This window comes from Flavobacterium filum DSM 17961 (assembly GCF_000425465.1).
GTDB classification, from domain to species: Bacteria; Bacteroidota; Bacteroidia; order Flavobacteriales; family Flavobacteriaceae; genus Flavobacterium; species Flavobacterium filum.
The window spans coordinates 359334-384906 of the sequence record NZ_KE384381.1 but is presented as its reverse complement, the minus strand read 5'-3'; the positions used below and the strand labels follow the sequence as shown (position 1 = coordinate 384906).

At 35.4% G+C, this 25573-nt stretch carries 24 protein-coding genes; 17 read left to right on the top strand and 7 right to left on the bottom strand.

Features of this window, described 5'->3' with window-relative positions; all coding sequences use genetic code 11:
• Window positions 1–23: 23 nt before the first annotated feature.
• Both H601_RS0114750 and H601_RS0114745 read right to left on the bottom strand, forming a co-directional pair.
• On the bottom strand, window positions 24–728 hold the full coding sequence (locus tag H601_RS0114750; RefSeq protein WP_026712212.1) for a tetratricopeptide repeat protein: 705 nt from the start codon (window positions 726–728) through the stop codon (window positions 24–26).
• Window positions 729–734: 6 nt separating this feature from the next.
• Window positions 735–1271, bottom strand: a complete 537-nt coding sequence (locus tag H601_RS0114745; protein WP_026712211.1) for an RNA polymerase sigma factor — start codon at window positions 1269–1271, stop codon at window positions 735–737.
• A gap of 128 nt (window positions 1272–1399) precedes the next feature.
• Here H601_RS0114745 and H601_RS0114740 point away from each other — a divergent pair, with 128 nt between their 5' ends.
• The 15 genes from H601_RS0114740 (at window position 1400) to H601_RS0114670 (ending at window position 21124) form a co-directional block, all read left to right on the top strand.
• On the top strand, window positions 1400–2701 hold the full coding sequence (locus H601_RS0114740; protein WP_026712210.1) for an OmpA family protein: 1302 nt from the start codon (window positions 1400–1402) through the stop codon (window positions 2699–2701).
• Window positions 2702–2706: 5 nt separating this feature from the next.
• Window positions 2707–4857, top strand: a complete 2151-nt coding sequence (locus H601_RS0114735; RefSeq protein WP_026712209.1) for a T9SS type A sorting domain-containing protein — start codon at window positions 2707–2709, stop codon at window positions 4855–4857.
• Window positions 4854–5576: a hypothetical protein gene (locus H601_RS0114730; RefSeq protein ID WP_026712208.1), complete on the top strand. Its 723-nt coding sequence runs from the start codon at window positions 4854–4856 to the stop codon at window positions 5574–5576. Before H601_RS0114735 ends, H601_RS0114730 begins: the two co-directional genes overlap by 4 nt.
• Before the next feature lie 2 nt (window positions 5577–5578).
• Window positions 5579–6196 (top strand): hypothetical protein, encoded by a 618-nt coding sequence (locus H601_RS0114725; protein ID WP_035656100.1) that lies wholly within the window; start codon window positions 5579–5581, stop codon window positions 6194–6196.
• A 4-nt stretch (window positions 6197–6200) separates the two neighbouring features.
• Window positions 6201–6590 (top strand): hypothetical protein, encoded by a 390-nt coding sequence (locus H601_RS0114720; protein ID WP_026712206.1) that lies wholly within the window; start codon window positions 6201–6203, stop codon window positions 6588–6590.
• A gap of 9 nt (window positions 6591–6599) precedes the next feature.
• The gene (locus H601_RS0114715) at window positions 6600–7085 is read left to right on the top strand and encodes a hypothetical protein (RefSeq protein WP_026712205.1); all 486 of its coding nucleotides are present in this window, start codon (window positions 6600–6602) and stop codon (window positions 7083–7085) included.
• Between the two features lie 189 nt (window positions 7086–7274).
• The gene (locus H601_RS0114710) at window positions 7275–7898 is read left to right on the top strand and encodes a response regulator (RefSeq protein ID WP_026712204.1); all 624 of its coding nucleotides are present in this window, start codon (window positions 7275–7277) and stop codon (window positions 7896–7898) included.
• Window positions 7888–9768 carry a tetratricopeptide repeat-containing sensor histidine kinase gene (locus tag H601_RS0114705; protein WP_035656098.1) on the top strand — a complete coding sequence of 627 codons (1881 nt, stop codon included), beginning with the start codon at window positions 7888–7890 and terminating at the stop codon, window positions 9766–9768. The genes H601_RS0114710 and H601_RS0114705 overlap by 11 nt, the downstream gene beginning before the upstream one ends.
• Window positions 9769–9887: 119 nt before the next feature.
• Window positions 9888–11423, top strand: coding sequence for a T9SS type A sorting domain-containing protein (locus H601_RS0114700; protein ID WP_084139994.1), 1536 nt, complete (start codon window positions 9888–9890; stop codon window positions 11421–11423).
• Between the two features lie 43 nt (window positions 11424–11466).
• Window positions 11467–13113 (top strand): hypothetical protein, encoded by a 1647-nt coding sequence (locus H601_RS0114695; RefSeq protein ID WP_026712201.1) that lies wholly within the window; start codon window positions 11467–11469, stop codon window positions 13111–13113.
• Window positions 13114–13243: 130 nt separating this feature from the next.
• Window positions 13244–13870 (top strand): response regulator transcription factor, encoded by a 627-nt coding sequence (locus H601_RS0114690; RefSeq protein ID WP_026712200.1) that lies wholly within the window; start codon window positions 13244–13246, stop codon window positions 13868–13870.
• Window positions 13871–13879: 9 nt separating this feature from the next.
• Complete coding sequence (locus H601_RS0114685; RefSeq protein WP_026712199.1) at window positions 13880–15634, top strand: sensor histidine kinase; 1755 nt, start codon at window positions 13880–13882, stop codon at window positions 15632–15634.
• A gap of 246 nt (window positions 15635–15880) precedes the next feature.
• Window positions 15881–19600: a tail fiber domain-containing protein gene (locus tag H601_RS0114680; RefSeq protein WP_026712198.1), complete on the top strand. Its 3720-nt coding sequence runs from the start codon at window positions 15881–15883 to the stop codon at window positions 19598–19600.
• Window positions 19601–19615: 15 nt separating this feature from the next.
• Entirely contained in the window at window positions 19616–20047 is a 432-nt protein-coding gene (locus H601_RS15910; RefSeq protein WP_035656096.1) for a hypothetical protein, read from the top strand.
• A 195-nt stretch (window positions 20048–20242) separates the two neighbouring features.
• Window positions 20243–21124 carry a DUF808 domain-containing protein gene (locus H601_RS0114670; protein ID WP_026712196.1) on the top strand — a complete coding sequence of 294 codons (882 nt, stop codon included), beginning with the start codon at window positions 20243–20245 and terminating at the stop codon, window positions 21122–21124.
• Between the two features lie 14 nt (window positions 21125–21138).
• Here H601_RS0114670 and H601_RS0114665 read toward each other — a convergent pair whose 3' ends face one another.
• The 3 genes from H601_RS0114665 to H601_RS0114655 all read right to left on the bottom strand — a co-directional run bounded on the left by H601_RS0114665 (window position 21139) and on the right by H601_RS0114655 (window position 23541).
• Window positions 21139–21573, bottom strand: a complete 435-nt coding sequence (locus tag H601_RS0114665) for a LexA family protein (protein WP_026712195.1) — start codon at window positions 21571–21573, stop codon at window positions 21139–21141.
• 79 nt (window positions 21574–21652) lie between these two features.
• Window positions 21653–22957: a Y-family DNA polymerase gene (locus H601_RS0114660; RefSeq protein WP_342663367.1), complete on the bottom strand. Its 1305-nt coding sequence runs from the start codon at window positions 22955–22957 to the stop codon at window positions 21653–21655.
• A gap of 80 nt (window positions 22958–23037) precedes the next feature.
• The gene (locus H601_RS0114655) at window positions 23038–23541 is read right to left on the bottom strand and encodes a GNAT family N-acetyltransferase (protein WP_026712193.1); all 504 of its coding nucleotides are present in this window, start codon (window positions 23539–23541) and stop codon (window positions 23038–23040) included.
• A 226-nt stretch (window positions 23542–23767) separates the two neighbouring features.
• Here H601_RS0114655 and parS point away from each other — a divergent pair, with 226 nt between their 5' ends.
• Together parS and H601_RS0114645 are read left to right on the top strand one after the other, a co-directional pair.
• Window positions 23768–24262 carry a type II RES/Xre toxin-antitoxin system antitoxin gene (gene parS, locus H601_RS0114650; RefSeq protein WP_156900424.1) on the top strand — a complete coding sequence of 165 codons (495 nt, stop codon included), beginning with the start codon at window positions 23768–23770 and terminating at the stop codon, window positions 24260–24262.
• On the top strand, window positions 24262–24732 hold the full coding sequence (locus tag H601_RS0114645; protein WP_026712191.1) for an RES family NAD+ phosphorylase: 471 nt from the start codon (window positions 24262–24264) through the stop codon (window positions 24730–24732). The genes parS and H601_RS0114645 overlap by 1 nt, the downstream gene beginning before the upstream one ends.
• A gap of 321 nt (window positions 24733–25053) precedes the next feature.
• Here the strand turns inward: H601_RS0114645 and H601_RS0114640 are convergent, their stop codons facing one another.
• On the bottom strand, window positions 25054–25251 hold the full coding sequence (locus H601_RS0114640) for a cold-shock protein (RefSeq protein WP_026712190.1): 198 nt from the start codon (window positions 25249–25251) through the stop codon (window positions 25054–25056).
• Window positions 25252–25335: 84 nt separating this feature from the next.
• A complete protein-coding gene (locus H601_RS0114635; protein WP_026712189.1) occupies window positions 25336–25569 on the bottom strand; it encodes a hypothetical protein in 234 nt (77 codons plus the stop codon).
• Window positions 25570–25573 lie beyond the last annotated feature (4 nt).

The following is a 25573-nucleotide window of genomic DNA, read 5'->3' as shown; positions in this document are numbered from 1 at the left end:
ACAAATCTTTACGGTAAAAAAAATTATTTTAACACATCCAGCAATTCTTTTGCTTTAAATTGTTGCGGATTTTCTTCTTTAGCCAATTCTTGCAAAAGAAGAACCGCTTTTTCTTTCTCATTTAGTTTGAGATATGACAATGCTTTATACCATTTGACAAAAGGGGAAAAAGCGTTGTTATCAGCCGTTTTAAATTGGTCAAATGAAGCAATGGCTTCCTCATGTCGCTCCAATTCCAACAACGACATGGCTTTATAAAAAAGTGCATAATCTACACCTTCATCAGCATAAATTTTAGAAAATAAGGTTAGCGATTTTTCATAATTCCCGCTGTCATATTCATAAAAAGCATCCGATTTTAGATTGCGTTCGTTGTCACCACGAACCGTTGGAGCCACCACATTCGGATAGGATTGATAATATTCTTGATACAGTTTTTCTGGAGAAGTACGTTGTAATTGAAACCAAGTTATTCCTCCTAAAAACAAAATAACTACTGCTGCACTATACCAATAAGCGGTGCGGAATTTCGGTTTTGCTTCATACGACTTCAGTTTTTGTTTAAGTGCTTCACGTTCGTTTAATGTAATGGCTTTCTTTACATTTTTTTGGTATTCAACTTCCTTTGCAAAGGCAGCATCATTTTGCAATAAAGAGGTAAACAACACTTTTTCTTCATCAGAAAGTTGTTGTTCAAAATATTTATGTAGTAAGGTTTCATTTTCCATGTTATTTTATTTTTTTGTGAAGTCTTTCAGTTGCTTCAAACAACGTGATTTTTGACTTTTTAAAACATCTTTGTTGCTATATCCTAATAGCGTTTGAATCTCGTCTAACTTTTTCTCCTCATAATAAAATAAGGTCAATACTTTTAAGCACTGTTCTCCTAATTTTTTTAAACTTTCTCGGAGTAAAATGAGTTGAATATTGATTTCATCTTCTGAATAGTCATCGTATTCCAATTCAAAATGCTCCAGTTCATCACTCGGTATGGTTTTGTTTTTTTTCTTTAATCGTTGAAAAATCATAAACTTTCCAATACCAAATAAATAAGTAGTCAAACTACTTTTCAACTCATCTATCTTTCCTTTTTTGGCATTTTCAATCAGGGCAATTACGGCATCTTGATAAATGTCAATCAATTCTTCTTTATCCAAAGCATACCGGCTCGCAAATAACAAAAAACCATTTTTATGGTCTTCATATATTCTACGAATGGTTTTTTCATCTCCGCTTTTCAACTGCTCAATCATGTTCGGGGCATCTATCATTAGTGTGCTACTTTTTTGAAAGTAAACAAAGCTAATTAAAAAAAAAATTTTTCATCAGCATGTTTACCTTTTTTAATTCTGTACACTAAATGGAAAAAAGTGGAATGTTTAATTAAAATTTGATACCAATGAAAAAATTTTTGACCGTGTTCGTTTTACTGCTTTTTATTCAGATTTCCTATACGCAAGAAACAGTAGGAGGAAGAGTAATTAAAAATGCTAAAGACAAAACCTATGGCAGAGGTGAACAAAAAAGCGATGAAGCTGTAGATAAAGCTTTGAGCAAAGTGGAAGAGGGGATAAACGGACTTTTCAAGAAAAAAGAGAAAAAGAAAAAAGGTGAAAAAGAAGCAGATGTTTCATCTTCATCAAAAACCGTTTTGTACGAACCACCAATTACCCAAACAGATGAATCCGGGAATACGGATTATACTACGTATAAAGATTTTGATTTTGTGTCAGGGGAAAATGTACTCTTTTTTGAGGATTTTGCCGATAATTCAAAAAAACGTTGGGGAGCGTATGATGCGAACGAAATGGCAGTCGTTTCAATTGATGGCAAAAATTGGATAGAAGTAAAATCGGGAAGTTTTTATCCGTTAGGGTTAAAAGTTTTACCTAAAAATTTTACCTTAGAATTTGAGGTGCATACACCGGATAAATATACGGGATCTCTTGGTTTACGATTTTTAGACAATTCACAAGCCAATTCCTTGCAAGATCCTTACTTAGACAATTGTACTGAAATTACCATAAGTCCAATTACACAAATGCCTAAAACGGGGTTGGCTACTTTTGCTATAAAAACAAATAATGAACAAATAAACCCGGAGAATGAATTTCAGTTTTATTCGTGGCAACCGGAATTGAATAATTTTTTTGCCAAAATAAGCATGAAGTGTGAGAGCAATAAATTGACACTGTGGATTAATAAAGAAAAAATCATTGAAAATGCGGAATTTTTAGTAGCAAGTAGAGAACATGTTTTGGCGTTTCATTTGCAAAATTATTTTGTTGCTGAAAACAGAATGTACTTAACCAATTTTAGACTGGCAACAGGTAGTGCAAATCCTAAAAATGAAATAGCTACTAAAAAGAAATTTGTTACCCAAAACATTTATTTTGATGTGAACTCAGATGTGATTCGTCCTAATTCGTATGCTACCTTAAAACAAATCGCTGAAAGTATGCAAGCTATCGATGGAAACATCAAAATTGTTGGGCATACCGATAGTGATGGAAAAGATACCGATAATATAATCTTATCTCAAAAAAGAGCCGAATCAGTTAAAAGAGCTTTGGTAAATGAATTTGGAATTGATGCCAACAAACTTTCTACAGACGGAAAAGGCGAAAGTGTACCGTTGAATAAAAACACTACACCTGCCGAAAAAGCCCAAAATAGAAGAGTAGAATTTATTAAAATCTAATTACAATGAAAAAAGTATTCACGCTTTTATTGGTGCTGATAAACCTATGTTTGTATGCACAAACAATTGATTTCACGGATATTAATTTTAAAAATTATTTGTTGTTGTCGAGTCCAACAGGCACCCAAATTGCTAAAAATCTATCAGGACAATTTGTAGCAATTGACGCAAATAATGATGGACAAATTCAAGTAGCGGAAGCTCAACAAATCAGCTATCTGAATATTTTATGTGGTTATAACATTTCAAACCTTGGTGGAATAGAGCACTTTACAAACCTTAAATTCCTAATTCGTAATTGTTCATCGGGTTTAATTCAATCAGTAGATATTTCACAAAATACCTTATTGGAAGAGGTCGTATTAAATGGTAGCCCCTTAACTTCACTGGATGTTTCTGCAAATAATTGGATTAAAATCTTGGAGGTTGATAACACGAATATCACAACTTTAAACGTTTCAAATTTAGCACAACTCAACCGTTTACGGGTAGTAAATACCCAACTCACGGAGATGAACCTTCAAAATAATCCGTTGTTGTATCATTTTGCCTCAACAGGAGCTCCGATTACAGAATTGGATTTTTCGAATAATCCAACTCTATATGTCTTGTATGCGGGTAGTCCTGAATTAACCTATTTAAACATAAAAAACGGTGCGTTTAACCAAAGTGCAGATACGATACTAGCGAACCTAACAAACCTGAATTACCTTTGTTGTGATGATTTTGAAATTCAAAATTTTCAAATTTATACTACTTTGTTTCCCAATATTCTGTTGGGGACTTATTGTTCATTTAATCCCGGAGGGGTTACATATGAAGTAAGAGGAAACAATAGAATGGATACAAATTCAAATGGTTGTGATGAAGAAGACGGAATTTACCCGAGAATGAAATTTAGTGTGTACAGCCCTTTTTTCTCCGGATTCTACTATGCTGATGCTACCGGAAATTATGTCAATAAACTACCGGCCGGAAATTATGCTATAAGCCCGATTCTGGAAAACCCAACCTATTTTAATGTGTCGCCTTCGAGTATCAGTCCACAATTTCCGGGAAGCAATAATCCTTTTGAACAAGATTTTTGTTTAACTCCAAATGGAATAAAAAGCGATTTGGAAGTCATAGTTGCTGTCGTAAGTCAGCCAAGTCCTGGTTTTGATGTGGAATATAAAATAATCTACAAAAACAAAGGAAATCAATTGGAGTGCGGAACCATAAACTTCATATATCAAGATGAATTGATGGATTTTGTTTCATCAAGTTTGTCACCCACTTCCAATACATTTGGTCAGCTTACTTGGAATTTTGAAGGCTTACAACCCTTTGAAACACGTGAAATCAATTTTGTGATGAATTATAATTCTCCAACAGAAACGCCTCCTTTAAACAGTTTAGATCAACTGAATCATACATGTACGATCACTTCATGTGCTTTTACAGATAGCACTCCGGAAGATAATACTAATCCGTTATGGGTTTTGGTGAGAAATGCATTTGACCCAAATGATATTACGTGTTTACAAGGTGATGTGGTAGCCCCAAGTTATATTGGGAAATATGTATATTACAAGATTCGTTTTGAAAATTTGGGAAATGCTCCGGCAAGAAATGTAGTGATAGAGAATAATTTGGACACTTCTAAATTTATAGTAGATTCAGTTATTCCACTTTATAGTAACTATGATTTTACCGTTCGAAATAAGAACAATAAATATGAATTCATTTTTGAAAATATTAATCTTCCGTTTGAAGATGACCTAAACGATGGATATCTGATTTATAAAGTAAAATTGCGAAATAATCTAACGGTGGGAACTACTTTTACCAATCAAGCAAACATCTTTTTTGATTTCAATTTTCCCATTCAAACCAATGTAGCTTCTACGATTATTCAAACGCTTTCTGTAAATGAGCAACTTGGAAATACTGAGGTGAGAATATATCCAAACCCAACAATTGATGTTGTGAACATCATGAATAGCAACCCGGAAGAGCTAAAAATAGAAGTTTTTAATGCTCTTGGTCAACAGTTACCGATAGCCTTACAAAATAACCAACTTGATTTTTCAGCCTTCAAAAATGGGATGTTTGTAGTAAAAGTTCACCATGTACAACAAAATAAAACAACACACTTTAAAATCATAAAACAATGAAAACCGTAAACGTAACGTTCTTGTGTTTCTTTTTATTGGCCTTTACGTGTAAGGAAGAAAATAAAGAAGAACTGGAAAGTCAATTGGAAACAGCAATAGCATCTTCCGGTGGCAAAACAGCCAAAGAATGGAAGGGAAAATTAGACCAATTTTTTACTTTGGAAATGGCAGCAGAAGCAACCGGTTATGATGCATCCGAAGCAACAAAAGAATACAACCAAGTGTTGAAAAGTCCTGAAACCCACAGTATGCAATACAAATGGGATAAAGGGAGGATTGAAATGTCAGATAAAATCAAAAATCCGATTACCGGAAAACCAATGGAGATACCAACAAATGATTATATAGAAGTTTCTTGGGTTCGAAATACAACTTTAGAACAATTTAAACTCAATTATCATACGCCAACCCCGAAAGAAATAGCCAATGCTTCTAAAGCCATGAAAGAGAAAATGCAAGAAATGCAAAATTCTGGTAAAGCAACTGCAGAACAAGCTAGTATGGCCAACGAAATGGCATCTGCTCTTGGTGAAGGATTGAGCTTTGATGAAATTCCAAACTTGGGAACTTATTCGGTTTGGAACAACAAAGACAAGCAGCTCAAAGTGTTTTTCAATGGATTAGAATTTCAAGTATATGCCAATTTAGGGGCTGAAACAAAAAATAAACAAGCCTGCATAAAAGCAGCACAATTAATAATAAATCAACAAAGTAAATAAACATGAAAACAATTCAATTCTCAATTTTGGTTGTAGTATTCTCAATTACAACTTCTTTTTCACAATCGCTGCCTCAAATGGTAAAATATGATTTCAAATTCGATTGGTTGGCGGCCCATACCATTAATCAAAATATAAATGTGGGTACAGAAAGTGTACACGGGATAGGCTGGTGTCGCTTATTCGTAAAAAATAAAATTACTGGAAACGAAGACCAAATTCAACCCACCGGATTCAGATACATTGGAAACTACGGTCGTGTTTTTGAAGTACCAAGAAACGGTGGAATGAGAGTAAGTAACGGCGATGTAAAATCGTTGATGAACACCAAAGTTCGTTTTCAATTTGAACCTGCAAAATACGGATACAAAACAATGAAAGAATTGGAAGATAATGCCTATTTCAAAGTCGTTTATGAAATAAAAGTGTATAAACCTATAAACGATGAAATTGTTGGAAAACAAGATGTTATAATTTTTCTTAAAGATGCTAAAATAAATCCGGTTTCATTAGCCCAAGCGAAGAATTCAGCCAATTCATCTACTCGTCCGGGTTACATTCGATTCAATAAAGCAAAATACAATTTAGGTATTTTATACAGTATTGTTCCTGTAAATTAAGAATATGAAAACAATAATTATTGCTTTTTTGTTTTGTTGGAATGCCAGTGCTCAACTTCAATTTTGGAATACAAACGCAACATCCAACATGCCTCTTTTTGAAGTAAAATGGGGTGAAAAAACGACCATACATACCAAAGTAGGTTATGAAGTCAAGCCCACTTATGTTTTCAATCAAACGGCTCAACAAGTGTTTAACGGCGATGGGAAAACCAAATATAAAATGACGGTTCAAACTACGGATAAGATAGCCAAACGTACCTTTGAAATGAGTTACACGCATTACCGGCAAACCAATTCTTATTTGGGTTATATCAAGGCAACGTATGTATATCATGACAAACGACCTACAAAAGTGTTGGAAGAAATTTTTAAAAGTGTTAAAAATCCTTAAACAATACGTATGAAAAAATTTACCTTACTTTTATTCATTATCGTTCAATTTTCCGGTTTTGCTCAATTAGTTCAGGGCGAAATAAAGGTGAAAGAACAATCAAAAATGGAGGTTCAAGCTCGAAACAATTTAGCCGTAAATCTTTATGCGGATTTTCGAGAAAATAAATATCCAATTCAATTTAGTTTTACCGGGAATGCCATTCCGTTGAACAGCGATAAAAAAATGGTGGTACAATTTGTGTTTACCACCATTGTTAAGAAGGATGGGAAAGTGGTGGGAACCTCCAAACGAAGTCCGATTCCGTTTTTTCCGGGTGATATGCTCATGCCGGTGGAAACATTTGATTTTATTTCGATACTATCAACACTTCAAACGGGTTCTGAAGACAGAATTTCTGAAATTCCAAAAGGAAATTACGAAATTATTTTAGAAGCAAAACCACTCAATGTGAAAGGTGAAATAACTTCAGCCAAAATGTTTTTGAAAATATAAGCAGCATTCATCTACTTGCAATTGTGGAAATTTAGTCAGTAGTTCATCCCCTTTCGTTTAATGGTTTCGAAAGGGGATTTTAGTTTTATAAAAAAACAAGTTCAATTTTTATACTTTAAAATCAACCCTTTGTACTATTTTTTATAGCTTTACTTTTTCTACTTTTATTGGCGTAAAAAAAAAGTTAGTATGATTTCAATTTGTATAGTGGAAGACACTATTGATATATTACAAGGACTCGAATGTATTATTCGAAAAAATCCCTCATTCAAACTTTTGAAATCGTTTACCAATGCTGAGGAGGCGATTAAGGAGATTCCAACTTTAGAACCGGATATTGTGTTAGCTGATATCAATTTGCCTCAAAAATCGGGTATTGAATGTATGCGGGAAATTAAAGAGAATTGTCCGGATATGCAGTTTATTATGTTTACAATTTATGAAGACAGCGATCAAGTTTTTGAAGCTTTAAAAGCCGGAGCGAGTGGCTATATTTTAAAAAATACACCTCCTGAAAAAATTGTAGAATCTTTATTGGAACTGAATGAAGGCGGAAGTCCGATGTCGCCAAAAATCGCCAGAAAAGTGCTGAATTCGTTTAACGTTGAACCGAAAAAAAATAAGTTCAATGATTTACTCACCAAGAAAGAAATTGAAATTTTAGAACAACTCAGTAAAGGCTATTTGTACAAAGAAATTGCAGAGAAGGAGCATATTTCCATTAGTACCGTAAAAACGCATCTCAATCATATTTATCAAAAATTACAAGTGCAAAACCGCACCGAAGCCATTAATAAATTATATGGGAAGTAAAAAAATTGCATTCATTCTGTTGCTGATTGGTTTTCAATGTAGCTTCGCTCAACAAGTCTTGAACAAAGACAGTTTATTGCGTTTATTGCCCAAAACGAAAGATAAAGAATTGGTTTTTCTATACATTCATATCGGGCAACAATATGAAGGTACAAGCTTAGATACGGCCAAAAATTATTATAAAAAAGCTGAAAAATTGAGCAAGAAACTTCAATTTGATGAAGGAATGATAAAATTTATTGCCAATTATACTTATGTTTTAAATATAGAAGGAAAACTTCAAGAAGCATTAGAGCTCAATTTAAAAAGCATTAAAATGGCTCAAAAAACCAAATCACCTGAATTACTTTTATCTGCTTATGGTAATACAGCTGCTTCTTATCAGTATTTGGAAAATTATAATGCAGCAATTCAATATAGTCTTCAAGCGATTGAATATGCCAAACAACTCAAAGATGAGGTAAAACTTTCGACTATTTATGGGAATCTTTCTGCATTATACGAGGATATTGGTCAAAACGAAAAAAGTATAGAATACGCCATTTTGGCGGAAGAAAATGCTCGAAAAAATAAATTATTGCACAGATTAACGAATGCATTAATCAATAAATCAATAGCCCTAACTAACCTCGGAAGATTTGATGAAGCGAATAAAGCCATCGAGGAGTCCTTACAGTTGTCCATTCAACTTGAAAATGATTATTTGAAATTGATGAATTTATTAAACAAAAGTGATGTTTTAGTAAAGTCCAATCAATCACAATTCATTAAACCTTATGCAGAAGAGGCTTTGTTGCTATCCAAAAAACTGGAAAATAAAGACGGAGAAATTTTTAGTTACCTGGGTTTAAGCAGTTATTATTTATACAAAAAAGATCATGCAAATGCTCATTATTATGCTTCATTAGCCTTAGAAAAAGCAAAAGTCTATGAATCCAAAGAGTTGTTGCAAAAGTGCTACAAGTTGATGGCTACAGTTTCTATGGCTGGAAACGAAGTTGAAAAATGGCATGCCTATACCATGTCTTCTGATTCGGTTAAGTCCATCATTGACATGGAAAAAACCAACAAAGCCATTGTGGAAGCAACGACCAAATATGAAACGGAAAAGAAAAATTTACAAATCCAAAACTTGGAAGCCCAAAATAAAAAGCGATTATGGATTTCGATTGCTCTTGGACTAGGAATTATTGGTGCAGGAGGATTAGCTTTTTCGTTGTATAAAAACTACAAAGCCAAAAAAGCCATTCTGTTATTAGAACAGGAAAAAGCGGTTGCGGATGAACGGCTTCGTATTGCACAAGACATGCACGATGATGTGGGAACCGGTTTGAGTAGAATTCGATATATCGTAAATGCCATCAAATCAGAAGAAACCATTAAAGAAGAACGCCTTGATAAAGTAGCAGAAATCAGTGATGATACAATTTCTAAAATGAGTGAAATCATTTGGGCGTTAAATGAAACCAATCAAACCTTAGAAGAACTCATCTTTTTTATTCGTTCACAAGTAAGTGAAATGGTAGAAAATGCCAAAATGAAGTTCATCGGTTCCATTCCGGATACCATTCCCGAGTTAAGTTTTGGATGGATGCGAAACCGCCACACATTTTTATTAGTCAAAGAAACCGTAAACAATGCGATTAAACATGCAAATGCGAAGCAAATAAGTTTATCCTTCGCTATAAAAGACGGCAACTTGATGATAACCGTTTCAGATAACGGAAAAGGGTTTGATACCTCCCAAAGTTATACCGGAAACGGACTCCGAAACTACCAAAAACGGATTCAAAGTATCGGCGGAAAATATACGATTTCATCGACCATTGGGGAAGGAACTCAATTGGTATTCACCATTCCTTTGCAATAAGCTGTGTTACGGCAAACCATTCAAAATCAACCAAAAGGTTGATTTTTTTTATGGCTACAGGTTCTACTTTCGTAGTGTAAAATTACATCACTCGATATTGAAATTTAAAACCTATCACCATGAAAAAAATAATATTGAATTCTTTTATGTCTTTCATCATAATTTTAGGATGTAAGGCATACGCACAAATGGGAACTTTAGATTCGAATTTTGGTAATAACGGTGTAGTAATTTCACCTGTTATGCAAACCGGACTGGGAGATGTCCCGAGAGCAATAACGGTATTGCAGAATAATAAATTAGTTACGGCTGGCTATTCCATTGGGACTAATTTATACCATGCGTACTTAGCTAAATATAATACAGACGGCACTATGGATACAACTTTTGGTGATGGTGGGAAAGTGATTAGCAACGAATCTTTTTTCACGCAGTATTATGACATTATTGCAGAACCTGATGGGAAAGTAGTGGTTTGTGGTATAAAGTCAAATTCATTTTCTTCACAAGGTCATGATAGTTTTGTTGCTCGGTATCTTGCTAACGGGTCTTTAGATAGTTCATTTGGAACCGGAGGATACTTTACAATGGCCTTAAGCACTTCAACAGACTATATTTTTAGGATAGTAAGATTATCTGATGGAAGATATATCACATTAGCCCGTTATGGTTCTGGGGCAGCTGGAATTGCAGCTCTGATGATGCTAACTTCAAATGGAAATTTAGATAGTTCGTTTGGGAACGGAGGAATTAAAACACATTTATTTGGCAATGCGGGCCCTCAAGGTGCTACTGATTTGGATTGTTCTAATGATGGAAATATTTTGGTTTTAGGTGGAGGAGATGGCGTAATCAAAATGGCAAAGTTCAATTTAAGTGGAAATACGGTAACCAATTTTGGAAGCAACGGAACAGTAGTCGTACCAACAGGCAGACACATGAGAGAACTCACAGATGGTACTATACTTGTTTTGGGAGAAATAGTGACAGGGCCGGTGCAAATGACAGCCCATAAGTTTCTGCCAAATGGTGTGATAGACACGAGTTTTGGCTCTAATGGTACTTCAACATACTCGGCAACAGGAATGACAAATGTATCCGGATTTGCTTCGAGACCTTTACTTTATCCCGATGGTAGGTTTATGAGAGGTTGGAGACACACAATTGTAATGAATGACGAAACCGAACATAAAACAGCTATTACATGGTTCAATGCCGATGGTAGTGTTTCTAATATAGGCGAAACCATCCATGATATCAATCCTAATCCAAATGAATTCTCCAGTCAAATGCCTGAACATATTATTATGGATGGCAATGGTGATGTTTTTTCACTCGGATATATAGACACCCCTAATGAATCTAAACAATTTGTAATGAAATTTAAGGGTGACATGAATTTAGGTACTCAGGAGTTGAATGTCAGCAGTATAAAAGTATATCCCAATCCATTTACGGATAAAATCAATTTTGACCTTGAAGATTCGGTTTCAATTAATTCTATAGAACTTTTTGATTCACTTGGCAAAAAAGTGAGTATTCCCAATTGGGAAAACAATCAAATTCAACTGGCTGGATTAGCATTAGGTTTATATATTTTAAAAGTTTCAACGATGGATAATCAACAATTTTCATTTAAGGTTATTAAAAAATGATAATAATAAAATAGAAGTTTCATTTTCCAATGCAATAAAACTAATGAAAACGTATGTAATAATATTTATTTCCCTTTTCGTAACGATAACTAAAGCACAAGTAGGTATCAACACCACTAACCCAAATGCTTCTTTAGAAATTCGTTCTGAAAATCAGGCTAATCCAAGCAATACGCAAGGGATTTTAATTCCAAAAATAGATGCTTTCCCGGCAATCAATCCAACAGCTGCCCAAGAAGGAATGATGGTCTATTTGACAACTACAAACGGAAGTAATGTACCGGGTTTTTACTTTTGGGATAATACATCAACTACTTGGAAACCGGTTGGTAATGAACAAGACAGGGATTTTTTAAAAGTAGGCACATCTGAAGCCTCAACCAATTTTTTAGACAACAAATATACATTTGGGAACAATGGATTTGGAACGACCACCCCGGCAAGAAGACTGCATGTTTCCAATGGAGTGAGTGGAGCAGTTTCAAGTGGGAGTACAGGTATTTTAGTGGAAAGCAACGCAAATGTATACCAGCATTTTTTAACGCCTTCTACAGCTGAAAACGGCTTATTGTTTGGTACTGATACTAATTCTCTTGGGTCTGGAATAATTTACAATAATGTTAGTAACCCTGACGGTTTTCAATTTAGAGCGGGGGGCAATTTTACACGTATGACCTTGACAAATACCGGTAACCTTGGAATTGGAACGGTAGCTCCGGCTAGAAGACTCCATGTTGCCAATGGAGCAAGCGGTGCTACATCAAATGCCAATGCAGGTGTTGTGGTAGAAAGTAACGGAAATGTATTTCAACATTTTTTAACTCCGTCAACAGCGGAAAATGGGTTGCTTTTTGGAACGAATGCAAGTTCTATTGGAGCAAGTTTAATTTTTAATAACACAAGTACATTAAATGGATTCCAATTCCGAACAGGGGGTAATTTTACTCGAATGACTTTAACGAATAATGGAAATTTAGGTATTGGAACTACAACTCCAAATGGAATCTTAGACCTTAATGCAAACAATAGAGGAGTATTAATTCCAAGAGTGGCATTGACAGCTTCAAATGTAGCTTCACCTATTATAAATCCAAATGGAGGTGCAATTCTGGAAAGTACGTTAGTGTATAATACTGCTTCAGCCGGAACAACTCCAAATGAGGTAGTACCGGGATTTTATTATTGGGACAATACAAAATGGGCTCGTTTAGGAAATGAAAATAAAACGAGATATTATACAGCTGTGGGTACAACTAATTCAATTTATACAGTCGGTTCCGGTCCTCAAACAATTGCTCAAATGACTTTAACTTTTACTCCCACCAATAATATGGTGGTAGTGAACTTTAATGCTTCTGGGTCAGTTTTCTCCAATTTTTTACAAAGTACAAATGTTGAAAGTGCCCCCTTGAATTTTGGTTTAGTACTCAATGGGACATTAGTTCGTCCATTTTTTACCATGGTAAATACAGTAACAAGTGCTGCAAATATTGGCCACTGGAATGTGGATTTTAAATTTCCAATTACGGTTCAAGCCGGAATAAGTCAAACGGTTTCCATACAATACTTACCAACCGGTAACAACCCTTTTATTACCGGTGATGTAATTCGCTCTCTGGTAGTTCTTGATGGAACGGAAGCAGGAACAACTATATTACACCACCGTTTATTAACCGTTATTGATCCTTAAACAAAAATTTAGTTTTAGTGGTTGATCCCCTTCCGGTAGTGGTTTGCGGAAGGGGATCTTTTTTATACGCACAATTACGTATTTAAAAAAAGATTTACTATTTTTAATATTGCTTAGTAATTCTAAACGCATGAAAAAACGAATTGGGATAGTAGAAGATGACCACGATTTGCGAGAGGCATTGGGCATGATGATTCAATTTACGGATCAATATGAATTAGCCGGAAGTTTCGAAAACGCCGAATTGGCGTTAAAAGAATTACCCACTTTGGATGTGGATGCCGTTTTAATGGATATAAATTTACCCGGTGAAAACGGAATTATTTGTGTGAATAAATTAAAAAATGCTTGTCCGCACATATTCGTTTTAATGTGTACTTCTTATGAAGATGATGCTAAAATTTTTCAAAGTCTGGAAGCAGGAGCCAGTGGCTATATTCTCAAAACAGAAGGACCAGCCAAAATAATCGGAGCATTAGATGAGTTATTTGAAGGTGGAAGCCCCATGAGTAGTAGTATTGCCCGAAAAGTAGTAGCCAGTTTTTCTAAAATGGAATCGCAAAACAAATTAACGGAATCGTTAACTTCCAGAGAAAAGGAAATTCTGGAATTGTTGGCCAAAGGACAAATGAACAAGGAAGTAGCCGCAGTTTTGGAGATTAGTGTAGGGACGGTCAGAAAACACATTCAAAATATTTATGAAAAGTTACATGTCAATACAAGAGTTGAAGCGGTAAATCTATTTTTAAAACGCTAAAATAAGGATATGAAAATTTTTTTAAACGTGTTTTTAGTATTGATTTTCGCTCTTGGAAAAGCTCAAAACGTTTCTGAAAAAAATAAAATACAAGAACTTAAAAACTGCAAAACAGCAGATTGCAAAATTGCCAAATCATTCCTGTTGGCAGAACATTATTTGGAAACAGATGATATTCAAGCTTCCCAAAAATGGTTAAATCACACAAAAGATTTGATATCTCCCAAACAGTCAGATACTACTATTGTTTTTATTCACAGTCTTCAATCAGAACTTTTTTACTACGATGGATTATTTCAATTTGGCACAAACGAAGGGGATAAAGCTATACAAAAAGCAAAACAACTAAAGGATAGTTTGTGGACGGCTAATGGTTATTTCTTTAAAGGAATCAACCAAATAGAAATGAATGAATTGAAATCTGCCGAAAAATCGCTTTGGAAGGCAAGGGATTTCCAACCGATTAAGGTCAATAAGAAAAGCATGAGAAGCATCATTCAACAAGAACACATTTTCAATAATATTGCACAATTAAAATTAAAATTAAAACAAACGGATTCCGCTGCCTGGTACAACGAGAAAGCTTATCAATATGCCAAAATTTCCAACAGTAAAAGAGGTATACCAAACACGGAACAAACATTTGGTCAAATTTATTTACAAGAAAAGAAAACAGACAGTGCGGTTTTCTATTTTCAAAAGAGTATTCTTTCTGCACAAAAAAGTGAGTACTTTGATATTGTTTTGCTAAACTATGGTTATTTAATGCAATGTTTTGAAAATAATCCAATTGAATATAATCGATGGTTTGAAGCAGGATTGGTACTCATCAATCAAAAAATTATTAATGCAACGTTTCAGCATTATTTTTATTCGATTGCTTTGGAGGTTTTCAAAAGAAATAAGCAAATGGAGAAGGTTTCTGTAGTACAGGAAAAACTAATTCAAATCAATGAAGAGACTAGACTAAAAGGAAACATAAACATTCAAAACATTTCAGAACAATATGCCAAAAGCGAAAATAAATTACTTTTGTTGCAAGTAGAAGAATTGCAAAAACAACGAAAATTTGCCATCCTTCAATTAATTGTTGCCTTACTTTTTGTAATTATTTTATCGTTAATCATCATCATTATCAGAAGAAAAAATAAAATTCAAAAAACCTTATTACAACAAAAAAACGAAATCAGTAAAGATTTGCATGACGATATAGGTAGCGGACTAAGCAGCATCCTCATTCATGCGGATTTAATGATGAAAAATGAAGACGCCTCCGATAAGCAAAAAATTTTAGCCTCCAAAATTAATCATACCGGAAAAGAAATTTCACAGCGTTTGAATACATTTATTTGGTCTTTAAATACGGAACAGAACACACTACAACATTTTTCGGAATATGTAAAAATGTATGGTGCAACACTTTTCGAACAAACACCTATCGAATTTTCATTTAGCTCAACCATCAAAGAGAGTGATTCAATAAAAATGAATGGTCATTTAAGAAAGAACTTATTTTATGCCATAAAAGAAGTACTGAATAATTCCCTCAAACATGCTCAGGCAACCAAAATAGGACTGAATATGGATTTAGTTTCATCTAAGCAAATTCAAATAACTATCCATGATAACGGTATTGGAATTAAGAAAGAAAATGTTTTTGGGAATGGGTTGAAAAACATCCAAAAAAGAGTGGAGGCAATGAAAGGAACTTTAAATATAAAAACCCAAAACGGATTACGTACCGTTTTTAAAGTTCCATTATAAATCAGTTAAAATAAGTTTGTAAGAAAATTGGAATACGCTAAATGGCGTATTTTTTTATGCTTGAACAGATACAATATGGGATAAAAAAAGGATGAAGATGATTCAAAGTATTGATTTTACTAATGTATTTAATTTTTCTGGCAGATAAACTTATACGGATAATATCGTATTGTACTAATGGTTTGATTAAGTGAATTTTACAAATGAAATCACTAAAAGAGTTTTCTTTTTTCAACCACCACTATTATGAAAAAATGTTACGTATTACTTTCTTTGTTTTTTTCCACTTATCTTTTGGCACAGGTGGGAATCAACACCACCACACCTAACGCACAATTAGACATTCAATCGTCAAATCAAGTGACTCCTGCAAACACGGACGGACTATTAATTCCAAAAGTAGATACTTTTCCGGCAACCAATCCAACTACAGCCCAACAAGGGATGTTGGTGTATTTAACCACAACAGTTGGCACAAATCAACCGGGATTTTATTATTGGAATAATCCAACAACTTCTTGGGTTCCGATAAAAGGGACAGATACCGGAACATTAGACCAAGCTTATGACTTCGGTGGAGCAGGAAATGGAAGAACGATAACTGCTGATGCAGGAGCGGTATTAATTGATGGTACAGATGGCTTATTGTCCACAGGAACATTAAATAGCGGTGCAATTGCACCAAGTGGAGGAGGAGTTAAGATGTTTTGGAATCCAAGAAAAGCTGCCTTTCGTGCTGGGAGTGTAAGTGGAACACAGTGGAATGATACAAATGTTGGCAGAACATCTGTTGCGATAGGAATTAACACAACTGCATCTGGAGTTAATTCTGTTGCATTGGGAAATGGTACCACTGCTTCGGGCATATCATCAACTGCTCTGGGTAATGGAAGTTTAGCAACTGGGAATTTTTCAACAGCATTAGGAGCCGCTACAAGTAATGGATTATATTCAACGGCAATGGGAATAAATTCAATTAGTTCAGGTTTATACTCAACAGCAATAGGTAACAATTCAATATCTAACGGAAATGCATCCACATCTATTGGTGAAAGTAATACGGCAATAAGTTACGGAGAAACAGCTATTGGGATAGGTGCAACAACCTATACGCCTTCACTAAACGGTGATTCACAATTTAGAACCGCCAATGCAAACGATAGATTGTTTGTTATAGGAAACGCTATCGATAGCAATAATAATAGTTTTGTAGATGCCGCTGAACGCAGTGATGCAATGGTCGTTTTAAAAAATGGATTAACGCGTTTACCTTCAACTACTAACACAATGATAGATGCCGCCGATGGTAAAACAGTAGTGACCAAAGAATATTTACAAAGTAGCACATCTGGTACGTTAGACCAAGCGTATGACTTTGGAGGAGCGGGTAACGGAAGAACCATTACTGCCGATGCAGGGGCAGTTTTAATAGATGGAACAGATGGTTTGGTTTCCACTGGTGCTTTTAATACGGGGGCGGTTGCTCCATCAGGTACCGGAGTAAGAATGGTTTGGAATCCAAGAAAAGCAGCATTTAGAGCGGGAAATGTAACTAACACAAATTGGGATGATGCTAATATTGGGACTTCTTCAGTAGCCCTTGGTAATAATCCGCTTGCCACTGGATTAGCTTCGGTAGCAATTGGAAATGTTGTTACAGCATCTGGACTTGGCTCTTCCGCCTTTGGAACTAGTTCTCTTGCGATTGGACGGGCTTCAACAGTTTTTGGGAGACAAAATATTGCAAATACGAATGAATCTACGGCTTTTGGGTATAATAATGTGGCATTCAGTTATGGTGAAACCGTATTAGGATTAGGGGCAACTTTTTATACACCTTCAACAAATGGTGCAACTCAGTTTGGTATAGCTAATGCAACCGATAGATTGTTCGTTATTGGAAACGCTATCGATAGCAATAACAATAGTTTTATAGATGCCACTGAACGTAGTAATGCCATGGTGGTATTAAAAAATGGTAATACTGGTATTGGAAGCTCCGCACCGCAAGAACGGCTTCACGTTGCTGGAAGATCACTCTTTACTAATGGTTTTTCAACTGATAATGCGGCTCTTTTGTATAGAGACAACACCGACTATATGTTCCTTGGCCCACAATCAGGGAGTAGTGCAAACGGTGCGGCAATGGCACTTTTTGGAAGTACTAATGCCGTAGGAGGAAATCTTGGTGGAATTGATTTTAACGTTCCAATAGGTCAACTTAGAATGAACCATACTAATGGTAATTATGTTTTTAGAGCAAACAGTTCTAGTGGATATACGGCAACGTTTGAATTGAATGATATTGGGCTACAAATGGGACACAACTCGGCTAGTAGAGCTATTCTATTTAATACGGCCAGTACTGAGCAGATGCGTTTGACGGCTACAGGACAATTGGGGATTGGGACTCCAACTCCATTAGACAAACTTCATGTGGTTGGCAATATTAGAATGGTTGACGGCAACCAAGCAATAGGTAGAGTATTTACGAGTGATGCTAATGGTACCGGAACATGGCAAAATGTATCTAACATTGCTTGGGGTTTAATTGGTAATGCAGGAACCAATCCCGCTACTAATTTTATTGGAACTACTGATGATAATGATGTTGTGTTAAAAAGAAATAATGTTATAGCAGGAAAAATAGCAAGTAGAAATACATCTCTAGGTCTCTCGGCGGCAGGTTTAATAACAACTGGAGTGAATAATAATGCATTTGGAGATTTTGCCCTGAGTGCAAATACTTCGGGTAATGATAATAATGCTTTTGGAACAGGATCATTACAACTAAATTCAGGCGGTTTTAGAAATTCTGCTTTTGGCTCTTTTGCATTAGATAATTCAGTAGGTGATATCCAAAATTCTGCTTTTGGAGCTTTTGTATTAGGAAACAATAATGGTGGTAATAGTAATTCGGGATTTGGGTATAATGCTTTAATAGCCAATTCAAATGGCTCAAATAATACTGCTGTAGGGGCAACGTCTATGATTTTAAATACTACAGGTTCTAATAACACTGCAGTAGGATTTAATTCCCTTTCAACGATAAACCAGGGAAGTAATAACACAGGAATTGGAGTAGATACAGCAACAACTTCAACTTTACTAACTAATGCAACTGCAATAGGTTACAAAGCAATTGTTGGTGCGAGTAATTCTGTAGTGATAGGAAGTATAAACGGTCAAAATGGAGCAACTACATCAGTCAATGTTGGGATTGGTACAGTTTCACCTCAGACCGCTTTAGAAGTTGTGGATACAAATACAGCGACTAGTGCTACAGTGGAGGGGATTGTAAATATAATGACTAATGGACCACAAGCCATAGACGCTGGTGGTTCTATAACTCTTGGAGGAACAACTACAGATGCTGGAACTACTTTTAGACATTTTGGTTCAATAGAAGGGAGAAAAGCTACTGCAACTACAGGTGCTTCTTCTGGCTATCTCCATTTTAAGACTAATTCTGGTACCGCTTTACTCGAAAGAATGAGAATCACAAGTGCTGGAGATGTTGGTATCGGAACAGCATTACCCGGAGGACAATTTGAGCTTTCTCTCAACGAAGGCAGAAAACCGGGAACAAGCACTTGGACGATTGTATCTGATCAACGCCTTAAAACAATCAACGGAAATTACACCAAAGGATTGAACGAAATACTTCAACTGAATCCTATACGATTTAATTATAAAAATAGTGGTGAACGCACTTTTGAAAAAGAGGTATTGGACTCTGAATTTGCTGGTTTTATCGCCCAAGAAGTGCAGCCACATTTTCCGGAAGCGATAGGAACAGATGATGATGGATTTTTAAACTTCAATATTCATCCAATCATGATTGCATCTATTAATGCTTTTAAAGAATTAAATAACAAATACGAAGAATTAAAAAATAAAAATGAAGAACTGGAAGCTAAATTAAAATCATTATTGAGCAGAATTGAATCATTGGAAAATAAATAAATAATATCAAAAACAATGAAAAACAGTATAATTATAGCATTACTCTTCATTATTTTTATAAGCGTAAATGTCTTTTCTCAAAACAATCAGGCCACAATAAATTTTAATCTTTCAAAATCATTGAGAGAGCAAGTTGGTGGTGATTTGGTTATTCCAGATAATAACGTTTGTGTGGTTAATAGTAAAACGTTTCAAAAACTCTTTGAATCTACTACCGCCGCAACGGTATATTTTGACATCAACAATCGTGGAGGAGGAAACAGTTGTGTGACCTTAGTTGTGGAAACAGCAACCGGTACGATTAATACTGTGATACCGGAAGAAGCACAATCCGGTGTACTGAGATTTAATAGGGTAAGACGAGCATATTTAACAATAATAAACAGACCAAGAGAAATAACTGTGCAAGTGGCTACTAGTATAGGAACGGCAACGGTTTGGTTTTAAAGAACAAGTTTAAAAAATTGGAAATTTAGTTTTAGTGGTTGATCCCCTTCCGGCGAGTGGTTTGCGGAAGGGGATTTTTTTTATTCACTTTCCTTAAATTGGCACATTGCCATATTGGCGAATGGACACATTACTATATTGACGCATTGCCACATAAATAAAACTATTGTACTTTTACACTCAAATTTAAAAAAAATGGCATCAGGATTTTTCGCATTATTAGATGATATTGCCGCTCTAATGGATGATGTGGCAACCATGAGTAAAATGGCGACCAAAAAAACAGCCGGAATTTTAGGGGATGATTTGGCAGTGAATGCCGAAAAAGCATCAGGTTTTGTATCCTCTCGTGAATTACCGGTGTTGTGGGCAATTACTAAAGGTTCAGCTCTCAACAAAGTAATTATTTTACCCATTGCTTTTTTATTGACCTATTTTGTACCCTGGTTGCTTACGGTAATTTTAATGTTAGGCGGACTCTATCTAGCGTATGAAGGAGCAGAAAAAATTTACGAATATTTTTTCCCACACCCCAAAGCGGAAAAAATAGAAGTATTCAAAGAACTGTCAGAAACAGAAATTTTAGCCTTGGAAAAAGGGAAAATTAAATCAGCCATCGTAACCGATTTTATTCTTTCTGTTGAAATCATTATCATCGCTATGGGAACGGTTGTTGGTCAAGATTTTTGGATGCAAGTTATGGTCGTAAGTATCGTTGCGTTTATTGCAACTGTTGGTGTTTACGGCATTGTTGCCCTGATTGTACGAATGGATGAAGCAGGCTATAAACTAATTCAGTTAAGTGCCGGAAGAAATAATGTACTCCAAAAAGTAGGAACACTTTTGGTAAAAGCTTTACCACGCGTGATTCAAATCTTAGCGGTGGTGGGAACACTTGCCTTATTGCTGGTTTCCGGTGGAATATTTTCACATCAATTTCCTGCTTTACATCACGCAGTCGAGTTCATACCAAGCATGTTGCTCGAATTTTTACTAGGCTTAATCGTGGGGTTAGTTTGTGTTTTTCTGGTGAATGTTGTTAAGAAAATAGTAAAGAAAGAGAAAGTTACACAGTAGTTTTTAAAAAACCTTTAATACACTTTCTTAATCACATACGTTACGATTCCCCAAATGATCAATTGGTTTTCTTCCGTGATTTTGATGGGGTCAAATAGTTTGTTTTCGGGCATTAAAAAGACTTCTTCTTGGGTTACTTTAATGCGTTTTACGGTAAACTCTCCATCTAAAAAGCAAACGGCAATTTTGTTGTTTTTGGGTTCCAAACTGCGGTCGATGACCATAATGTCACCATCGTCAATGCCCGCTCCAATCATTGAAGTACCCGAAGCTTTCGCATAAAAAGTGGTTTCCCGATGCTTAACCAAAACAGCATCCAAACTGATTTTACTTTCATCAAAATCGGCCGCCGGCGAAGGAAATCCGGCCTTAATTCCCGCTTTAATAAACGGAAGTTCGATGGGATGTTCTAAATCCGGTATAAAAAAGGTAAGCTTCGTTTTTGTCATACACTAATTTTCAAATTTTCAAATGGACACATTACCAAATTGACACATTGCCGAATTGTCGAATTGTCGAATTGCCACATTAACCCACATTAACCCTAAACACATCCCGAATATCCGTCGTGTATTTTGGCGAAAGCAAATTCTGTCGCATCTTCCAAGTGCGTTGCAAGTCTTGATTGCCTAACCGAATTTTTCGTTCACCGGTTTTCTTGTGAAAAGCGTCCATCACTTCCATAATTTTTTGATGCTTTGGATTTTCTTCTTCAAACAAATGAAATTGCTTTTGGTCTTGCGGAATAATTTGCGTGACAATAATGCCTGCTTTTTTATAAATTTCGCCTTCTTCAAAAAGCTCTTTCAACATTTTTATCGCCAAATGACTGATCGTGATGGAAGAGTTGCTGGCAAACGGCAGGGTTTCCATGCGGTAAAAGTTATACCGTTCACGTTCTACTTTGTGCTTGTCTTTTCTGAGGTATAAAATGACGCCGTAACAACACGATTGTTGTTTACGAAGCTTTTCCGCACAAACGGTGGCAAAAGTAGAAACACGTTCTTTCATTTCGTCAAAAGTGGAAATGGTACCATCAAAACTGCGGGTTACGGCAATATTCTTCTTGTCTTTCGGTTCTTCTAATTCCAATACCGATTGGCCCAATAACTCCAATCGCAAGCGGTTACCTACTACACCCATTTCTTTTTTGATAAAAGCTTCATGTTGCGGTAGCGTAAAATCAAAAGCAGTATGAATGTTTTGAGCCTTCATCTTCTTGGTCAATCGAAAACCGATGCCCCAAACGTCTTCAATTTTGGTCCATTTCAATCCTTTGATGCGTTTTTCTTCGGTATCCATTACATAACTTCCCAAGGTTTCTTTAGGAAATTTTCGGGCAATTTTGTTCGCTACTTTGGACAAGGCTTTGGTTGGAGCAAAGCCCACAGAAACAGGAATGCTCAACCATTTCAACGTTCGCCTTTTCATTTCTAAACCGTATTGCTGGTAATCCGGAATGGTCATGCCGTCAAAGTTGAGAAAAGCTTCGTCGATACTGTATACTTCTATGTTAGGAGTGAATTGTCCTAAAACCCCCATCACCCTGCTACTGATGTCGCCATACAACGCATAATTGGAGGAAAAAACGGTAACCTGATGTTGTTTCAATACGTGTCGCATTTGAAACTCGGGAGCTCCCATCGCAATACCAAGAGCTTTGGCTTCGTCACTACGGGAAATGATGCATCCGTCGTTGTTGGACAACACGACCACCGGTTTTCCATTGAGTTGAGGTTGAAACACCCGCTCACAGGAAACATAAAAGTTATTACAATCCACTAATGCATACATGGTATAAAGATAGGAGATTGTTCCTTTTTTTGGAAACATACGAATGTTAATGTTGATAAGAAAATAGAATATAGAGAATAGAAATATAGACGGTCAGCTTTTAACCGATAACAGACAACTTACAACACTTTTTCATACGCCCGTCTCGGACTTCCTCTAAAATGCACAATCCCACAAAAAACAAATCCGGCTTTTTCAAAGATTTTCATCATGGCAAAATTGTCGTGGTTCGTGTCGGCTTTTAAGCTGTGAATGTTGTTTTTTAAGGCGAATTCTTCAATGAAATCAATGATTTTTTTTGACAAATTTTGACCGGTATAACCTTCAGCAATCGCTACACGATGAAAAACGACAAAATCACCGTGGGTCAACCATTCGCCTTGTAGATTATCATATTCCGGTTCGTGGTTGATTAAAACGGCACTGTAACCTACAATTGTTTCCCTATCGGTTAGTACATAACCAATTCCTTTTTCAATGTCTTGTTGAATGATTTCCGGGTTGGGATAACCGTCTTGCCATTGGTTACTGCCGTCGGCTTTTCTTCGAAGGATGGCATTTTGTAGGATGGTCCAGATGTGTGGAGCATCAGCGGGAGTAGCTTTTCGGAAGAGGTGGTTCATGGGGTTAGGTTCTGTTTACTGAATCTTTTACCTATATTGATTTTTTGCACTTACTTCACAAATTTAGACAAAATTTTTAAAGCCAGCCAAACTTCCTAATTTGACCTAATCTCGCCATTCGTAATAATTTTTTAATATGGTTTACAAAAATTTCAGAAAAATAGCTTGGTATAAAAAAATTATTGTAATTTTACAATCATATAAATGGAATAATACAATTTTGAGTATGAAAACAACTGCTAAAGATGTAGGAAAACCTAAAACTACAAATGTTAGAGTATCAAGAAAAGTGCCTAAAGAGTTAAGTCTGACAAAATTTTCACCTTCTTGGGTTGTTGTAAATGGTAAAGACGCACCGGGATTTAAAATGGAATTAATAGGTAAAATTCGACAAGGCGTAAAAAAAACGGATTGGAAGCAATTGATACAGTATACTGGATCTACTGAAAAAGAATTTGAGCATATTTTGCCGGCCTCTATTAGTAGTATGCAAAAGAATACGGTTTATAATAAGGAAACCTCTGAAAGAATTTATGAATTGGCAAGGTTATTTGGATTAGGTTACGAGGTTTTTGATTCTAAAGAAGATTTTAAAAGATGGTTAATGACTCCATCAAAGACGCTTGGTAATAGAATTCCTTTTGAATTATTAGATAGTAGTTTTGGTTTTGAGATGGTAGAAAATGAAATTGTTAGGATTCAATATAATGTGTATAGCTAATGATTGTTTACAGAATAACCAATCTTAAATATAAAGAGTCAACCCTTTCAGGAATAGGAGCTGAAAAAGTGGGGGGAAGGTGGAACGAAGTTGGGACAAGAGCGGTTTATTGTTCAGAAAATATTTCTTTAGCCTTGCTCGAATATTATGTACACTCAGAAAATATTGCCTATTTACCTAAAGAAATAGTAGTGGCAAAAATTGAATTTCCAGATGATTTTGTTATTGAAGAACTGAAAAAAATTCCTGAAAGATGGAACCAATATCCCTATTCATCAAAAACAACTGAAATTTTTACTAAATTGTCGAAAGACCGAAATTTTTTTGCTTTGAGAGTGCCTTCTTCAATTGTTGGATTAGAATATAATATTATTCTGAATCCGCTTTACAAAGATTTTGGCAAAGTTGAAGTTGTAGAATTTATCAATTTACCAATTGACGAAAGACTCAAAAGTGATATACATGAATGATAACAGTTTGTTATTCTGGTTAAGTTTATGAATTTGTTTGAATTAGGTAACTAATTAACATCTAGAAAATAAGTCTACAATTAGAACAATTTTCTATTGAAGCACAGCTTGCGTGAGTGATTGAGCCATTGTTTGAGCTCTTTTTGTTTCAGCCCATCGGGGTTGAACAAAAAAGCGAGTGGCGAAAGCACGACCCTTGGGGGCACGCCCCAATTATTTTATCAATTTCTCTAATTTTTTAAATCTGTGTTCTATATAACAAAAAAACGTCCCGATTGCTCGAGACGTTAACCATTCATTCGGTAATCTAAATAATGTATATTATTCGATCACAGCTACTTGAGCTGCTACTTTACCTTTTCTGCCTTCTTCTTCTTCGTAAGAAACTTTGTCACCTTCTTTAAGCTCTTCAGCTTTTAATCCGGTAGCGTGAACGAAGATGTCTTTACCTGTTTCGTCATCAGTAATGAATCCAAAACCTTTAGACTCAATGAAAAATTTAACTGTACCTGTACGCATTGTGTAATAAAAATTATTAATAATGGTCAAAGGTAAACTATAATTGAATACGAATGTTAAAACAATGTTACTTTTTTGTGAAAATTATTGATTTTCAGTATTTTCAGTCTTTTTGTTGTTGTTTTTTAAAACGAAGTCAGTTAATTTCTTGTTTTTATAGCGATGCCACAAAAAAAGAGGCATCCAGACCAATGCAATGATTAGTACGCCAATTCCAACCCATTTATCGCCCGATGTTCCGATGGTGTTTTTTTCATAATAACCGAATGCAACAAAGGCTAATGCAACGAAAAAGAGTAGGCGAAGGATATTTTTCATAGTG

Excerpts from the sequence above, each read along its gene's own strand:
- H601_RS0114750 (WP_026712212.1), bottom strand. The coding sequence starts at position 728 with ATGGAAAATGAAACCTTACTACATAAATATTTTGAACAACAACTTTCT.
- H601_RS0114745 (WP_026712211.1), bottom strand. The coding sequence starts at position 1,271 with ATGATAGATGCCCCGAACATGATTGAGCAGTTGAAAAGCGGAGATGAA.
- H601_RS0114740 (WP_026712210.1), top strand. The coding sequence starts at position 1,400 with ATGAAAAAATTTTTGACCGTGTTCGTTTTACTGCTTTTTATTCAGATT.
- H601_RS0114735 (WP_026712209.1), top strand. The coding sequence starts at position 2,707 with ATGAAAAAAGTATTCACGCTTTTATTGGTGCTGATAAACCTATGTTTG.
- H601_RS0114730 (WP_026712208.1), top strand. The coding sequence starts at position 4,854 with ATGAAAACCGTAAACGTAACGTTCTTGTGTTTCTTTTTATTGGCCTTT.
- H601_RS0114725 (WP_035656100.1), top strand. The coding sequence starts at position 5,579 with ATGAAAACAATTCAATTCTCAATTTTGGTTGTAGTATTCTCAATTACA.
- H601_RS0114720 (WP_026712206.1), top strand. The coding sequence starts at position 6,201 with ATGAAAACAATAATTATTGCTTTTTTGTTTTGTTGGAATGCCAGTGCT.
- H601_RS0114715 (WP_026712205.1), top strand. The coding sequence starts at position 6,600 with ATGAAAAAATTTACCTTACTTTTATTCATTATCGTTCAATTTTCCGGT.
- H601_RS0114710 (WP_026712204.1), top strand. The coding sequence starts at position 7,275 with ATGATTTCAATTTGTATAGTGGAAGACACTATTGATATATTACAAGGA.
- H601_RS0114705 (WP_035656098.1), top strand. The coding sequence starts at position 7,888 with ATGGGAAGTAAAAAAATTGCATTCATTCTGTTGCTGATTGGTTTTCAA.
- H601_RS0114700 (WP_084139994.1), top strand. The coding sequence starts at position 9,888 with ATGAAAAAAATAATATTGAATTCTTTTATGTCTTTCATCATAATTTTA.
- H601_RS0114695 (WP_026712201.1), top strand. The coding sequence starts at position 11,467 with ATGAAAACGTATGTAATAATATTTATTTCCCTTTTCGTAACGATAACT.
- H601_RS0114690 (WP_026712200.1), top strand. The coding sequence starts at position 13,244 with ATGAAAAAACGAATTGGGATAGTAGAAGATGACCACGATTTGCGAGAG.
- H601_RS0114685 (WP_026712199.1), top strand. The coding sequence starts at position 13,880 with ATGAAAATTTTTTTAAACGTGTTTTTAGTATTGATTTTCGCTCTTGGA.
- H601_RS0114680 (WP_026712198.1), top strand. The coding sequence starts at position 15,881 with ATGAAAAAATGTTACGTATTACTTTCTTTGTTTTTTTCCACTTATCTT.
- H601_RS15910 (WP_035656096.1), top strand. The coding sequence starts at position 19,616 with ATGAAAAACAGTATAATTATAGCATTACTCTTCATTATTTTTATAAGC.
- H601_RS0114670 (WP_026712196.1), top strand. The coding sequence starts at position 20,243 with ATGGCATCAGGATTTTTCGCATTATTAGATGATATTGCCGCTCTAATG.
- H601_RS0114665 (WP_026712195.1), bottom strand. The coding sequence starts at position 21,573 with ATGACAAAAACGAAGCTTACCTTTTTTATACCGGATTTAGAACATCCC.
- H601_RS0114660 (WP_342663367.1), bottom strand. The coding sequence starts at position 22,957 with ATGTTTCCAAAAAAAGGAACAATCTCCTATCTTTATACCATGTATGCA.
- H601_RS0114655 (WP_026712193.1), bottom strand. The coding sequence starts at position 23,541 with ATGAACCACCTCTTCCGAAAAGCTACTCCCGCTGATGCTCCACACATC.
- parS (WP_156900424.1), top strand. The coding sequence starts at position 23,768 with ATGAAAACAACTGCTAAAGATGTAGGAAAACCTAAAACTACAAATGTT.
- H601_RS0114645 (WP_026712191.1), top strand. The coding sequence starts at position 24,262 with ATGATTGTTTACAGAATAACCAATCTTAAATATAAAGAGTCAACCCTT.
- H601_RS0114640 (WP_026712190.1), bottom strand. The coding sequence starts at position 25,251 with ATGCGTACAGGTACAGTTAAATTTTTCATTGAGTCTAAAGGTTTTGGA.
- H601_RS0114635 (WP_026712189.1), bottom strand. The coding sequence starts at position 25,569 with ATGAAAAATATCCTTCGCCTACTCTTTTTCGTTGCATTAGCCTTTGTT.